The 13,557-nt window shown below is 73.1% G+C and carries 12 protein-coding genes; 2 read left to right on the top strand and 10 right to left on the bottom strand.

The genetic code is table 11. The features are described from left to right. Positions 1 to 6 precede the first annotated feature (6 nt). Complete coding sequence (locus tag O7623_RS13825) at positions 7 to 1,428, top strand: hypothetical protein (RefSeq protein ID WP_282229027.1); 1,422 nt, start codon at positions 7 to 9, stop codon at positions 1,426 to 1,428. Between the two features lie 36 nt (positions 1,429 to 1,464). Here the strand turns inward: O7623_RS13825 and O7623_RS13820 are convergent, their stop codons facing one another. Genes O7623_RS13820 through O7623_RS13785 form a run of 8 tightly spaced genes read right to left on the bottom strand, consistent with a single transcriptional unit; the run spans position 1,465 to position 9,782 of the window. Continuing rightward, positions 1,465 to 2,367 carry a DUF6492 family protein gene (locus O7623_RS13820; protein WP_282229026.1) on the bottom strand — a complete coding sequence of 301 codons (903 nt, stop codon included), beginning with the start codon at positions 2,365 to 2,367 and terminating at the stop codon, positions 1,465 to 1,467. Then, positions 2,364 to 3,383: a hypothetical protein gene (locus O7623_RS13815; RefSeq protein WP_282229025.1), complete on the bottom strand. Its 1,020-nt coding sequence runs from the start codon at positions 3,381 to 3,383 to the stop codon at positions 2,364 to 2,366. Before O7623_RS13815 ends, O7623_RS13820 begins: the two co-directional genes overlap by 4 nt. Beyond that, positions 3,383 to 4,654: an MFS transporter gene (locus O7623_RS13810; protein WP_282229024.1), complete on the bottom strand. Its 1,272-nt coding sequence runs from the start codon at positions 4,652 to 4,654 to the stop codon at positions 3,383 to 3,385. Before O7623_RS13810 ends, O7623_RS13815 begins: the two co-directional genes overlap by 1 nt. Before the next feature lie 14 nt (positions 4,655 to 4,668). Next, entirely contained in the window at positions 4,669 to 5,799 is a 1,131-nt protein-coding gene (locus O7623_RS13805; protein ID WP_282229023.1) for an aminotransferase class I/II-fold pyridoxal phosphate-dependent enzyme, read from the bottom strand. Further along, on the bottom strand, positions 5,796 to 6,527 hold the full coding sequence (locus O7623_RS13800; protein WP_282229022.1) for an acetyltransferase: 732 nt from the start codon (positions 6,525 to 6,527) through the stop codon (positions 5,796 to 5,798). The genes O7623_RS13805 and O7623_RS13800 overlap by 4 nt, the downstream gene beginning before the upstream one ends. Continuing rightward, positions 6,524 to 7,672 (bottom strand): DegT/DnrJ/EryC1/StrS family aminotransferase, encoded by a 1,149-nt coding sequence (locus O7623_RS13795; RefSeq protein ID WP_282229021.1) that lies wholly within the window; start codon positions 7,670 to 7,672, stop codon positions 6,524 to 6,526. The genes O7623_RS13800 and O7623_RS13795 overlap by 4 nt, the downstream gene beginning before the upstream one ends. Then, positions 7,669 to 8,712, bottom strand: coding sequence for an NAD-dependent epimerase/dehydratase family protein (locus O7623_RS13790; RefSeq protein ID WP_282229020.1), 1,044 nt, complete (start codon positions 8,710 to 8,712; stop codon positions 7,669 to 7,671). Before O7623_RS13790 ends, O7623_RS13795 begins: the two co-directional genes overlap by 4 nt. Continuing rightward, complete coding sequence (locus O7623_RS13785; protein WP_282229019.1) at positions 8,709 to 9,782, bottom strand: Gfo/Idh/MocA family oxidoreductase; 1,074 nt, start codon at positions 9,780 to 9,782, stop codon at positions 8,709 to 8,711. The genes O7623_RS13790 and O7623_RS13785 overlap by 4 nt, the downstream gene beginning before the upstream one ends. A 379-nt stretch (positions 9,783 to 10,161) precedes the next feature. Between O7623_RS13785 and O7623_RS13780 the strand changes: the two genes are divergently transcribed. Continuing rightward, a complete protein-coding gene (locus O7623_RS13780) occupies positions 10,162 to 10,806 on the top strand; it encodes an acyltransferase (RefSeq protein ID WP_282229018.1) in 645 nt (214 codons plus the stop codon). Here O7623_RS13780 and O7623_RS13775 read toward each other — a convergent pair. Then, positions 10,793 to 11,539: a hypothetical protein gene (locus O7623_RS13775; RefSeq protein ID WP_282229017.1), complete on the bottom strand. Its 747-nt coding sequence runs from the start codon at positions 11,537 to 11,539 to the stop codon at positions 10,793 to 10,795. The genes O7623_RS13780 and O7623_RS13775 overlap by 14 nt on opposite strands. 34 nt (positions 11,540 to 11,573) lie before the next feature. Then, complete coding sequence (locus tag O7623_RS13770) at positions 11,574 to 13,427, bottom strand: hypothetical protein (protein ID WP_282229016.1); 1,854 nt, start codon at positions 13,425 to 13,427, stop codon at positions 11,574 to 11,576. Positions 13,428 to 13,557: the final 130 nt, after the last annotated feature.

The raw sequence follows: 13,557 nt of genomic DNA, 5'->3' as shown, positions 1-13,557 counted from the left end.
GATGGGATGGCGTCGATGACCGGGAGCACCGAGCGGGCCGCTCGCCCCACGCGGGTCACCCTCGTCCTCGCCCTGGTCACCGTCGCCGCCGTACTCCTCGGGGTCGTCGTGGTCCGGTTGCTCGCCGACGCCGGCTTCGGCCGGCCGGCCGCGAGCCAGATCGGTCCCGGCACCACGGCCAGCCCCGGCGGGGCCGGGGCCCGCCTGCGGCCGGTCGACGGCGGTGCCGACTACTACGCCGGGTTCTCACCCTCCCTGCCGGCCGATCCGGAGTTCTTCCCGATCGGGGTGTGGCTGGAGAGCGTGACCGACCCGGTGGACACTGCGACCGACGCCGCGGCGGGCATCAACACCTATGTCGAGCTGACCGAGACCAGCAACATCGACCTGGTCCGGGCCGCCGGGATGCACGCTATCACCAGCCCTACCTCCGGTCCGCACGACACCGAGACCGCAGGCTGGTTCATCTCCGACGAGGTGGACATGTGGGCCGGTCCCGGTTACGACGCATGGACCGGCAACTACCCCGGTCAGGGCGACATCTGTCAGCCGCCCACCGGCAGTTGCGGCTACACCGTCCAGCAGCAGACCGTCGACCGGCTGCCCACCGACGACCGGCTCCGGCTCGCCAACTACGGCAAGGGCGTCGCCTTCTGGCAGGACGACGCGGCGGCGGCCCGGTTCGTCAACGACTACGCCGACATCGTCTCGATCGACACCTACTGGTTTACCGACGGCGCGATCTGCGGGCACAGCGAGGGAGGCAAGTTCTTCGACCCGGACCAGATGGTGACTGTCGACGGCGTCCAGCGGCTACCGGCCGAGCTGTGCCACCGCGCCGCCAACTACGGCCGGACCGTCGACCGGGTACGGGAGCTGATCGAGCCCCGGGGCAGCGTGCCGGTCTGGAACTTCATCGAGGTCGGGCGCCCCTTCGCCGAGGAACACTATCCGTCGATCACCCCGGAGGACGTGACCGCCGCGGTGTGGAGCAGCCTCATCCACGGGGCCCGGGGGATCGTCTACTTCAACCACAGCTTCAGCGGTCCCTGCCAGACACAGCACGCGCTGCGCGAAGCCTGCTACGCGGCGGAGCGCGCCGCCGTCACCGCCGTCAACGAGCGCGTCACCCGCCTCGCGCCGGTACTCAACGCGCCGTACGCCGACGGGGTGGCCACCGTCTCCGCCGGCGTCGACCTCGCCACCAAGTGGCACGACGGTCACTTCTACCTGATCGCCGGTTCGGCCGGCAGCAGCGTGGCCGAGGCGACGTTCCAGCTGCCCTGTGTCGGGGACGCCCGGGTCGAGGTGCTCGACGAGGGGCGTACGTTGTCGGCCGACGACGGCACCTTCACCGACTCGTTCATCGACGGCAACGCCGTGCACATCTACCGCATCGACGGCGGCTCCAGCTGCGGTGCGTACTGACGCCGGCCAGCCGACCGGCTCAGTCGACCGGGCAGCTCAGCCGGCCAGCTCCGCCATCGCGGCGCGGCGGACATCCATCGGTGTACGTGACTTGGCCGAGATCATCACCGCGATGTCGGCCGGGCCGATCCCGTCCAGGAAGGCGCGGATTCCCGTCGCGTCCAGCGGCTCCTCCGCCGAGTAGTCGTGGCAAAGCATGTCGTCCGTGGCATAGCTGACCGCCGCGCCACCCACCACCTCGTCCAGGTACACCCCGTACAGGATCTCCTCGGAGAAGTGCAGCTGCGACCCGATCGCCGTCGGCCAGGGCCGGCCGGTGACCTCCTCGACCCGGTTCAGCAGTTCCCGTACCAACCGGGGATCCCACGGCGCCGGCCAGCAGATGTAGTCCGGCAGCGGCAGCTGCGTCAGCGGCGGCAGACCGAGCAGCTGACGGGACACCTCGTGCCACCGAACGTGGCGCGGTAGGCGCTGGTCGATCTCGTGCGGCTTGCGGTAGAACCGGACCACGTCGTCGGCGCAGAACACGTCAGCGTCGAACGGCCTGACGAACTCGATGTCCGAATCGACCAGCAGCACCACGTCCGCGTCGGAACGGGCGGCGGCCGCCAACTTCACGATCTGCTGGGTGATCCATCCCCGCAGCGGCGGAAACGGCCGGCGCAGGTTCACCCAGCCGTTCACGCCCGGTACCGCCACCAGCGACCGGGGCAGGAACTCGGCCACCGGATGCACCTGCACCCGAGGCCCGGCCAACTGCGCGAACAGTGCCAGATCGCGCTGCGGCACGATGATCTGCTGCCGTACCGAATCGGGAGTGCACGCCAGCACCGACCGGTGCAGGTCGGCGCAGAGCTCGAAGTCAGGCGCGAAACTCGGCGTGATGATGTCCAACCGCTTCATCGGATTCGGATTCCTCTCCAGGGGCCGGTAGGTCACCGGACCACCGCCGGGGACCATGCGTCGTGTACCAGCACCTGCGGCGAGCCCGAGCCGTCGGCGGGGACCCGCCACACGTCACTGGTCGCCGCGCCACCGCTACCGCTGCGCGGCAGGCCGTAGACGACCTGGTCGTCGTCGAGCCACTCCACCTGGTCGTCGACGCTGCGGGTCTCGGCCAGCAGCGTCTCCGCGCCGGTCGCCAGGTCGTAGACGGCCAGCCGCCACTGGCCCGGCGGCAGGTCGCCGCGCTTCTTGAACGCCACCCGGGTGCCGTCGGGTGACAACGACGGGCACTCGGCGTCGGCGCGCAGCGCCTCCACACGGCGGCCGCTGATGCTGCCTTCGACCAGCCAGGTCGTGCCGCCGGAGGCGGCGGTGGCGTAGAACCGGTCGTCGTCGGCGAAGGTGACGCCCCACAGGTTCTTGTCGATCGCGGTGACCAGTTCGCCGTCGACGTAGAGCGGGAACTGCTCGATGTCGCCGATCACCGCCCCGCCGGTGCGGCTGATCACCGTACGGGTGGAGAACTCGCCCGGGTTGGCGTAGGAGTCACCAGCGACGAACGACGTGGTGGCGGCGAGGGTGCCGGCCCGCGACAGCCGGGCCCGCGACGGGATGCCGGTCAACGGCAGATCCTGCGCCGGGGCGAACTCGGCGTCGAGCAACTGTGCCCGGTAGACGGTGAGCAGCCCGCGTTCGGCGGACAGACAGATGGTCTGCGTGCGGGTCGCGTACACCCGCTCGCAGGAGCGGCCGGTCAACGCCCGCGGCCCGTCCGGGTCGCTCAACGGGGTCACCGCGACCTCCCCGTAGCCGTCGCCCAGCGCCGTGGAGCGGAACACCAGGTGCGGCTGGGCCCGGACCGCCGCCAGGTCCGTCCGTACCGGCACCGGGCTGGCCTGCGCCTGCACCCGGGCCTGCGCCTGCCGGACCTGCCAGACGTAGCCGCCGGCGCCGGCCGCCGCCAGCAGCACGACGGCGAGGAGGATCGCCAGCCGGGTCCGCAGCCCCATCAGGACCCACCCACCGGTACGGCGTCGCCGGCCGCCGGTGCCCGGTCCACGCCGCGCAGCAGCCAACCGGCGGCCGGGATGGCGACGGTCAACGCCGCTGCGAAGAGCAGCACCGCCGTACCCGGCCCGGCGGCCGACCACAGCAACCCGAAGGCGACCGAGGAGGCGAACCGGGTCAGCACCACCACCGTCTGCGCGGCGGCGATCCCGCTGCCCCGCGCCTGGGCCGGCGTCAGCTTGGCGACCAGCGCCGCCAGCACCCCGTCGGTGGCCGCGTAGAAGACGCCGAGCAGCAGCAGGACGGCGACGGTCAGCCCGACGCCGCCGGCCGGCGCGGCGGCCAGCAGATAGCAGGCGAGCAGCGCGCCGTGCCCGGCGACCAGCACCTTCGCCCGGCCCACCCGGTCGGCCAGCCGTCCCATCGGCACCGCGAGAAGCAGGTACGCCACGTTGGTGCCGACGAACAGCAGCGGGAAGTACAACGCGGCGAACTCGTCGCGGTCCTGCAACGTCAGGTAGAGGAACCCGTCGCCGACGGTCACCAACCCGAGTACACCGGCGGCGAGCAGCGGCCGACGCAGCCGGGCCCCGGTCACCTCGGCCACCATCCGCCGTACGCCGAGGCGTGCCGTCCCGGCGGCCGTCGCCAGGTTCGGCACGAACAGCACCAGGACCGCCACACCCACCAGCGCGAACGCGAACGACACCCCGAACACCGAGTCGTAGCTGCCCGGCACGGCGGCGAGCAGGGCGAATGCGACCAGCGGGCCGAGCGCGGCACCGAAGGTGTCCAACGCCCGGTGTACGCCGAACGCCCGGCCCAGCGCCGCCGGGTCCGACGACGCGGCGATCAGCGCGTCCCGGGGCGCGGTCCGCAGCCCTTTGCCGAGCCGGTCCATGGTGATCACCGCGGTGATCGCGGCGAAGCCCTGCGCCGGCAGCATCGCGATCCGGCTCACCGCCGACGCCGCGTACCCGGCCACCGCCACCCACTTGGGCCGCCCGCCCCGGTCCCCGGCGTATCCGCCGGCGATCCGGACCAGGGCGCTGACCCCCTGGTAGACGCCGTCGAGGAAGCCGTACGCCACCGGGCTGAGCCCGACCACCACCGTCAGGTACAGCGGCAGCACCGAAGCGACCATCTCCGAGGAGACGTCGGTGAGCAGGCTGACCGTGCCGAGCAGCAGCACGGTGCCGGACACCCGCCGCCTGACCTGGCGACCAGGGGTGTGCTCGTCCGCTCCGGGACGGTCGCGCAGGGTGACGTACACGGTCGGTGAACCGTTCAGGCTGCCAGCGCGGCGGCCAGCACCTCGACGACCCGGTCCTGCTGCGCCGCGGTCAGCTGCGGGTAGATCGGCAGCGACAGCAGCTGCGGGGCGGTCGACTCGGCGTGCGGGAACGACCCGGCCGGGTAGCCGAGGTCGGCGAAGGCCGGCGTCAGGTGCACCGGCACCGGGTAGTGGATGGCGGCACCGATTCCGGCCGCGTTCATCGCGGCCAGGACCGCGTCGCGACGCTGCGCCCCACCGGGCACCCGGACGCAGTAGATGTGCCAGACGTGCACGTTGCCGGCCAGCGTCACCGGGCGGACCACGTCGAGGTCGGCCAGCAGCGTGTCGTAGCGGGCCGCGATCGCCCGGCGCCGGTCGTTGCCGCTGGCCAGCCGGGCAAGCTTGGCCCGCAGCACCACGGCCTGCAGCCCGTCGAGGCGGCTGTTGAAGCCGACCACCTCGTGGACGTACTTGCGGACACTGCCGTGCGCCGACATCCGCCGGACGTCGGCGGCGAGTCCGGCGTCGGCGGTGACCACCGCCCCGGCGTCGCCGTACGCGCCGAGGTTCTTGCCCGGGTAGAAGCTGGTGGCGGCGATCCCGTCGGCACCAGCGCCGACGCCGTGGCGGGTGGCGCCCTGGCACTGCGCGGCGTCCTCGACGATCGCGATCTCCTGCCCGGTGGCGGAGACGCTGGCGAGCCCGGCCCGCAGCCGGGGCACGTCGGCGAGCTGGCCGTACAGGTGCACCGGGGCGATCGCCCGGGTCGCCGGGGTGACCGCGGCCAGCGCGGCGTCGACGTCGATCAGGTACGTCGCCGGATCGCAGTCGACCAGCACCACCCGGGCACCGGCCCGGGCGACGGCCTCGGCGGTGGCGATGAACGTGTTGGCCGGCAGGATCACCTCACTGCCCGGCCCGACCCCGACCGCCCGCAGGGCCAGCTCCAGCGCGTCGGTGCCGTTGGCCACGCCGACGCAGTGCGCTACGCCGCTGAATGCGGCGTACTCGGCCTCGAAGGCGGCGACCTCGGCACCGCCGATGAACGCGGTGCCGGCGATGACCCGTTTGAAGCCGGCGTCGACCTCCTCGGCCACTTCGGCGTGGGCGGCGGCCAGGTCGACGAGGGGGATGCTGCTCACGCGGGACTCCTCAACTGGGACTCGTTCGTTCGGTCGGCCGGGCGGTCGACGCGACCGTGGGCCGGGCGATCGGCCGGACCGTGGGCCGGGCGCAGGAAACGGGCCGGCGCGCCGACCCACACCTCACCGGCGGGCACGTCGCGCAGCACCACCGCGCCCATGCCCAGCTGCGACCAGGCACCGACGGAGACACCGTCGCGCAGCAGCGCGCCGGCACCGACGTAGACGCCGTCGCCGAGGCGCGCCCCGCCGCCGAGGCGCACCCCGGAGGCGATCGTGGCGTACGGCCCGATCACCGTGTCGTGGGTCAGCACCACCTGCGGCATCACCGCGACGTGCGCGCCGACGGCGACGTCGGCGGTCAGGTCCACCCCGGCCAGCAGCACGCTGCCCGCGCCGACGGTGCAGCCGACCCCGACCCGGGCGCTCGGGTGCACGATGGTGGCGTACCGCTGCTCAGGCAGGCCGAACCGGTCGACCAGCCGCTGCCGGGACCGGTAGTTCCGGGGGTTGCCGACGCAGACCACCACGGCCGCGTCAGCCAGCTCGGCGACCAGGTCGGTGCCGCCGATCACCGGTACGTCGACCCGCCGGGTGCCGTGCAGCGCCGGGTCGTCGTCGAGGAAGCCCCGCAGCCGCCAGGTCGGCGTCACCGCGTTGACCGCCGCGACGGCGGCGGCGGTCTCCCGGGCGAAACCGCCGGCACCGACGATCAGCAGGTCCCTCATCGCCCGGCCAGTTTGCGCAGCACCGCGACGATGTGGTCCTGGTCGGCCTCGGTGAGTGCGTGATGCAGCGGCAGGATCAGCGAGTCGCGGGTCAGCCGCTCGGTCACCGGCAGCGGGGCCGGGGTGAGGTGGGCGTACGCCGGCTCCAGGTGGGCGGCCATGATGCCGCGCCGCGCGGAGACCCCGGCGTCGGCCAACCCGGCCAGTACGTCGTCGCGGGCCACCCCGTACGCCGGGTCGATGCGCACCCAGAACGACTGGTAGCTGGTCTCGCCGTACGCCGGGTCGACCACCGGCACCAGCCCGTCGATGTCGGCCAGCAGCGCGTGGTAGCGGGCGGCCAGCGCCCGGCGGCCGGCGATGAGACCGGGTAGCCGGCCCACCTGGACCAGGCCGACCGCGGCCTGGATGTCGGTCATTCGGTAGTTGAACGCCGGCTCCAGGTACGCCTCCAGCACCGGCTGGGTGCTGGCGTGCCGGTCGGCGGCGGAGACGTTCATCCCGTGTTCGCGCAGCCGGCGCAGCCGGACGGCACCGTCGGCGTCGTCCAGCGTCAGCATGCCGCCCTCCCCGGTGGTGATCACCTTGCGGGGGTGGAACGACCAGGCCGAGATCGCCGCGCCGGCACCCACCGGCTGCCCGTACGCGCGGGAACCGGCCGCGCAGGCGGCGTCCTCGATCAGCGGTACGCCCCAGCCGGCGGCCGCCGTACGCAGCGCGACCGTGTCGAACGGCACGCCGCCCTGGTGGACCGCGATCACCGCCCGGGTACGCGGCGTGCGGACCGCCTCGACCGTCTCGACGGTCAGGTTCCCGGTGGCCAGGTCGACGTCGGCGAAGACCGGCTCGGCACCGGCGTGGCGGACCGCGTTGGCGGTGGCGATGAACGACAGCGACGGCACGACGACCTCGTCGCCGGGGCCGACGCCGTGCAGCACCAGCGCCAGGTGCAGTGCGGTGGTGCAGGAGCTGACCGCGACCCCGTGGTCGGCGCCGACGGCGGCGGCGAACTCGCGTTCGAACTGCGCCACCCGGGGGCCCTGGGCCACCCAGCCGGAGCGGATCGCCGCGGCGGCGGCCTGCTCCTCCTCCTCGCCGAGCATCGGCAGCATCACCTGGATGCGGCGGGGACCGGTTTCGCTCATGCCGGCTGGCTCCAGTTCTTCGTCTGCATCCGCTCCAGCGCACCGGGCTGCTCGCGCAGCAACCGCTGGAAGTACTCGAGGGTGTGGCCGATCCCCTCGGCCAGCGACACCCGGGGCGCGAAGTCGATGGTCTTGCGCAGCTTGGAGGTGTCCACCCACAGCCGGGGCACGTCGGCCGGGCGCGGTGCCTCGAAGACCGGCCGCAGGTCGGTACGGCCGACGGCGGCCAGCACGGTCTCGGCCAGCAGGCCGATGGTCAGCTCCTCGCCGTACCCGAGGTTGACCACCTCGCCGACCAGTTCGGTCGACTCGGCGACCCGGGCCAGCGTCTCGACGCAGTCCTTCACGTAGAGGAAGTCCCGGGTGACGCCGCCGTCGCCGAAGACCACCGGCGGCTGCCCGGCCAGCGCCCGCAGGATGAACCGGGGGATCACCTCGCCGGAGTCGCCCTCGAAGTGCGAGCGCGGCCCGTAGTTGTTGAACGGCCGGACGCAGACCACCGGCAGCCCCCAGCACTCCAGGTACGAGCGGGCGTAGTGCTCGCCGGCGAGTTTGCTGCTGCCGTAGACGGTCAACGGCCAGGGGGTGGTCTCCTCGGTGATCGGGAACTCCAGTGCCCGGCCGTAGATCTCCGAGGTCGACACGTACAGCAGCCGGGACACCTGGGCGGCCCGCGCCGCCTCCAGCACGTTGAGCGTGCCGAGGGCGTTGACCTGGTGGTTCTCCACCGGGCTGTGCAGCGAGTGGCGTACCCCGAGACAGGCCAGGTGGAAGACGACGTCGACACCGGTCATCGCGTCGACACAGGTCTGCGGGTCGCAGATGTCGCCCTCGATCACCCGCATCGACTCCGCACCGGGGAACGCCAGATTCTCCCGGGTGCCGTTGCGGAAGTTGTCCAGCACCACGACCCGTGCCCCGAGACAGACGAGATGCTCGGCCAGGTGCGAGCCGATGAAGCCGGCACCGCCGGTCACCAGGACGGTGGCGTTGGCCAGGTCGACCGCCGGGGCGGTGGCGGCGGAGGATGCGGCGGTCATGCGGCGGACTCCTCGTCCAGCGGGATCATCGTGCCGCCGGCGGCGAGGCTGCGGGTGGCGGCTTCCAGGATGGCCAGCACCCGCAGGCCGGAGCGGCCGTCGGTGAGGGCGGGGGTGCCGGTACGGATGGCGCGGGCGTACTCCTCGACCATGGTGCGCAGCGCTTCCCGTTCGGTCAGCGCCGGAGCGACCATATCGCCGGAGCGGTACGACACCAGCATGTCGCGGCGCGCCTCGGAGCCGAGCTCGTCGGAGGTGGCGACGTCGACGCCCCGGTCGAACAGGGCCAGCCGCTGGCCCGGGTTCAGGTCGTCCCAGACCAGGGTGCGCTTGGACCCGCCGACGATCGTGGTGCGGATCTTGACCGGGGAGAGCCAGTTGACGTGCACGTGGGCGATGGCACCGGTGCTCAGCCGTAGCGTGAGGTACGCCACGCAGGCCCGGCCGGCGCCGATGCCGTCGGCGCCGTGCGCCGCGACCGCCACCGGGCGTACCCCCGGCGGCAGGATGAAATCGAGGATCGACAGGTCGTGCGGGGCGAGGTCCCAGATCACGTCGATGTCGCGCTGCACCAGGCCCAGGTTGATCCGTACCGAGTCGAGGTAGTGCAGCTCACCCAGGTCACCGGCGTGCAGCATCTCGCGGATCCGCAGCACCGCCGGGGTGTAGCAGTAGGTGTGGTCGCACATCAACGTCAGACCGCGCTGCTCGGCCTCGGCGACCAGGGCGGCGCCGTCGGCGTGGTTGGCGGCGAGCGGCTTCTCGACCAGCACGTGCTTGCCGGCGCGCAGCGCGGCGGACGCGACGTCGAGGTGGGTGCCGGCGGGCGTGGCGATCGCCACGGCCCGTACCGCGTCGTCGGCGAGCACCTGCGCCAGGTCGTCGGTCGCGCCGATCGTGGAGTAGTCGCCGAGCACCGTACGGGCCCGGCCGAGATCGAGGTCACAGAGCCAGCGCAGCCGGAACGCCGGGCTGGACATGAAGTTGCGGACCAGGTTGGGGCCCCAGTAGCCGGCGCCGATGACGGCTACGCCGATGGGCTCGTCCGGCGTGGCAGGCGGATGAGTCACGGATGTCCATTTCGTCGGGGGGCATGCTGACCCGGACACGGCCGGGAGACCCGGGCCACCGAAGGGCGTGTGCGCAGCCCACCGGCCGGCCCGGCGGAGAGGGTCCGTCGGCGAAGCTACCGAGCGTTGCCGGCCCGACGCTAGCGCTGTGACGTAAACCCGGCACAACCGGGAGGTCACGAGGTACCTTCGGCGACCCGGGCCCGCCTGTCGGCCAGTGCCGGCCCGGAGAGTCGGTCCCCTCGCGCTCGGATCCTCGGGCTGTGCCCGGCTGCAGGGTCAGGTTCCCGACATCGGTGGCGGCGGCGAGCGCCTACCGTGTGCGCCGCACCTCCGGCAGCTCTGACAGACTGCCGGTGACCAGGGAGGATCGCTGCTGATGGCCGCCACCACACCAGACCGGGACGCCGCCGACGCCGGCTCCGGGCCACACCCGGGCGTCACCGTCGCCGGTTCCGCCGACGTGGCCGACGCGGCACGCATCGGTGCCGGCACCCGTGTCTGGCACCTGGCCCAGATCCGCGAGGACGCGAGGGTGGGCCGCGACTGCATCATCGGCCGGGGGGCGTACGTCGGGCCGGGGGTCCGCCTGGGCGACAACGTGAAACTGCAGAACTACGCCCTGGTGTACGAGCCGGCGCAGCTCGACGACGGGGTGTTCGTCGGCCCGGCGGCGGTACTCACCAACGACGAGTACCCCCGCGCCGTCACCCCGGACGGGCGGCTGAAGACCGGCGACGACTGGACTGCGGTCGGCGTCACCGTCGGCACCGGTGCGGCGATCGGTGCCCGGGCGGTCTGCGTCGCCCCGGTGCACATCGGCCGCTGGGCGACCGTCGCCGCCGGTGCCGTGGTCACCCGCGACGTACCGGACTTCGCGCTGGTCGTGGGGGTGCCGGCGCGCCGGGTCGGCTGGGTCGGGCGGGCCGGCGTACCGCTGGTCGCCGACGGTGCCGGCCGGTTCGTCTGCCCCCGGACCGGGCAGCGCTACGTCGAACACGACGGGCTGCTCACCGAGGAGTGACCCCGGCCGTACCTCGGGCCGCGTCGTTCTGTTCCGTGGGTGTCGGGGCGTCGAGCTCCTCCCACGGCAGGTCGAGCGGGCGAAGTCGGTCCAACGCCGGCCGGTGGCGGGCACCGACGAACACGTGGTGGTCGCCGTCGGAGTCGGCGGCCGCCACGGCGACCACCAGGCCGGGTCCGACGTGGAGGCTGACCGGTCCGCCGAGCCAACCGGCCGGGGCGAGCGGCACCGTACGCAGCGCAGAGGTCAGCCGGCCCAGCGCGGTCGGTCCGAGCCAGCCGAATCCGCCGACCGGTGCGCCGACCGCCGCCTCCGAGAGCACGAACTGCAGCAGTACGCCGCTCAGCGGCTCGGCCTCGTCGCCTGCCGTACGTCCGTCGTCGCACCGCACCGGCGGGTCGACGGCTCCTGGCCGGTACCGCAGGGTGAACGCGCCCTGGTTCTCGTCGGCGAAGCTCACCCAGCCGTCGGCGTCCGGGACCAGCCGGTCGACCGGCCGGATGACGTTCTGCACCCCGTGCACGACCGCCCGTCCGGCGGCGGCCCGGTAGAACTGGCGCAACGGCGGCGGTACGGCGACGTCGCTCCGATCGGCCTCGTCAGTTGCAGTCGGGTGAGCCGGCACGTCGGCGTACCAGCCGGCGACGAAGTCGCGCAGCGCGGCGACCCGGTCGGTCGCCACCAGCGTGAGCCAGCACAGCCCGGCCGGCTCCGGGTCGTCGACGGTCGGCACCGCAGGATCATATGCAGTCCGGCGGCCGGCCGGGTCAGGCGTGGGTCCGGCGCTCCGGCTCGCTGGCACCCGCCGCGACCTTCTCGGCGGTCTGCTCGACCGACACCGCCTCGGCGGGTACCGCGTCGACCGGCAGCGCATCCTCCGGCACGGTGTCTTCCTCGTCCGCCTCCTGCGCCGCTGCCGCGCCCACCGGCACCGCCGGCGTCGCGACCTGCGGTGCCGGTGCCGGCTTGCTCGGCGACGCAGCGTCGGCCGCCGGCTCGTCCTGACGCATCCCGGCGAGCCGTTGCTGTTCGGCGGCCAGCTCGGCCTGGACCGCGGTGAGCGTCCGGCGGGCCTCGTCGGACTCCTGCCGGGTCACCACCATCTGGTGCCGCAGGTCGGCCAATGCCTGCTGGGCCTCGGCGACCTCCTGCAGCACCTCGGTCAGCTGCTGGCCGGCGGCGACCACCTCACGCTGCGCGGACGCCACCTGCTGCTGGCTGCTGGCCAGCTGCCGCTGGGCGATCGCCGCGTGTTCCTCGGAGAGCCGTCGGACGCTGGCGGCGTGTTCGTCGGCGCTGCCCCGGGTGCTCAACGCATACTCCTCGGCCTGCTGGCGGATGGTCACCGCCTGCTCCTCGGCGCGCGAGCGCAGGTGCGTGGCGTACTCCTCGGCTTCGCCGCGCTGGTTGGCGATGATCTCCTGCGCGGCGGTGCGCCACTGCTCCACCTCCTGCTCGGCGGTGCTGCGCAGCTCACCGATCTCCTGCTCCATCGTGGCGCGCCGCTGGTCGACCTCCTGCTGCACCTCGGCACGCAGCGCGGTCACCTCCGCTTCGACGGTGTCGCGGCGGGCCGTCACCTCCTGGTCGAGCTCGGAGCGGGTCTGCGCGACGAAGGCATCGGTCTCGGCGTGGGTACGGGTGACGTACTCGGTCGCCGATTCGACCGCCTCGGCGGCCTCGCGCCGGGCCGCGTCGGCGGCCGCCTCGGCCTCCGTACGGATGCGTTCGGCCTCCTGCCGGGCCGCCGCGACCGCCGCTTCGGCGGCGTCCCGCAGGTTGGTGGCCTCTTCCTGGGCGGCGGTGACCATCCGGCTGGCTTCCATCCGCGCCTGGGTGACCAGGCGTTCCGCCTCGGCGCTGGCGTCGGCCATCGTACGGTCGGCGCTCTCCTGTGCGGTGGCGACCGTGGTGTCGGCCTGTTCCTGCGCGGCGGTGACGGTGTCCCGGGCCTGTCGTTGCGCGGCCTTGATGGTCTCGTCGGCCTCCCGTTGCGCCGCGTGGACCGTGTCGGCGGCCTGTTGCCCGGCGGTGGCGACGACGCGGTCGGCCTCCTCGCGGGCGGCGGTCAGGCCGGCCTCGGCCGCGATCCGCAGGTTCTCGGCCTCCTCGCGGGCGGCGGCCACGGTCGCCTCGGCCTCGGCACGGCGGGCGGCGTTGGCCTTCTCCTCCTCGGTCCGGCGGGCGGCGAGGGCCAACTCGAAGTCGCGGATGGCGGTGTCGGCCTGCTGCCGGGCGTCGGCCAGCACCTGCTCGGCTTCGGCGCGGCGGGAGCTGATCTCCTCGGCGGCGTGGAACCGGATCTCGTCGGCCTGCTCCTCGGCGAGGGTGAGAATGTGTTCGACCCGGGGACCGAGGTGACGGAACGACACCTGGTCGATGAAGCTCGCCTCGCGGCGTGACTCGGTCAGCTCGGCCTGGAGTTGCTCGATCTGCGCGGCCAGGGTGTGCAGCTGCACGTATGCCTGTTCGCGCTCGGCAGCCAGGGTGGCCAGTTCGTTCTCGGTCCGGGCGACGTACCTGTTGACCTGGCTTCTTTCATACCCACGCAGGGCCAGCTCGAAGTCCGGCCCGGACCGGGTGTCGCCGTCGAGCGTGAAGATTTCTTCGCCTTGCGCCATGGCTCCATCCTCACACGCAGCGCCCCGTTGCGCGGCGATACCCACGCTCCTGGAAGGACGCGCGTCACTTCGGAGGAATTGCCAGGTGTGAACGGTTCGTCCGGCGGGTACGCCGGAACGTCGGGCGAAC

Source organism: Solwaraspora sp. WMMD791 (assembly GCF_029581195.1).
Lineage (GTDB): Bacteria > Actinomycetota > Actinomycetes > Mycobacteriales > Micromonosporaceae > Micromonospora_E.
The sequence above is the reverse complement of the archived record's forward strand: the minus strand, read 5'-3'. Positions and strand labels throughout refer to the sequence as shown.

Coding starts and splice junctions, on each gene's coding strand:
- O7623_RS13770 (WP_282229016.1), bottom strand. CDS start 13,427: ATGGCGCAAGGCGAAGAAATCTTCACGCTCGACGGCGACACCCGGTCC.
- O7623_RS13795 (WP_282229021.1), bottom strand. CDS start 7,672: ATGAGCGAAACCGGTCCCCGCCGCATCCAGGTGATGCTGCCGATGCTC.
- O7623_RS13780 (WP_282229018.1), top strand. CDS start 10,162: ATGGCCGCCACCACACCAGACCGGGACGCCGCCGACGCCGGCTCCGGG.
- O7623_RS13825 (WP_282229027.1), top strand. CDS start 7: ATGGCGTCGATGACCGGGAGCACCGAGCGGGCCGCTCGCCCCACGCGG.
- O7623_RS13800 (WP_282229022.1), bottom strand. CDS start 6,527: ATGAGGGACCTGCTGATCGTCGGTGCCGGCGGTTTCGCCCGGGAGACC.
- O7623_RS13815 (WP_282229025.1), bottom strand. CDS start 3,383: ATGGGGCTGCGGACCCGGCTGGCGATCCTCCTCGCCGTCGTGCTGCTG.
- O7623_RS13790 (WP_282229020.1), bottom strand. CDS start 8,712: ATGACCGCCGCATCCTCCGCCGCCACCGCCCCGGCGGTCGACCTGGCC.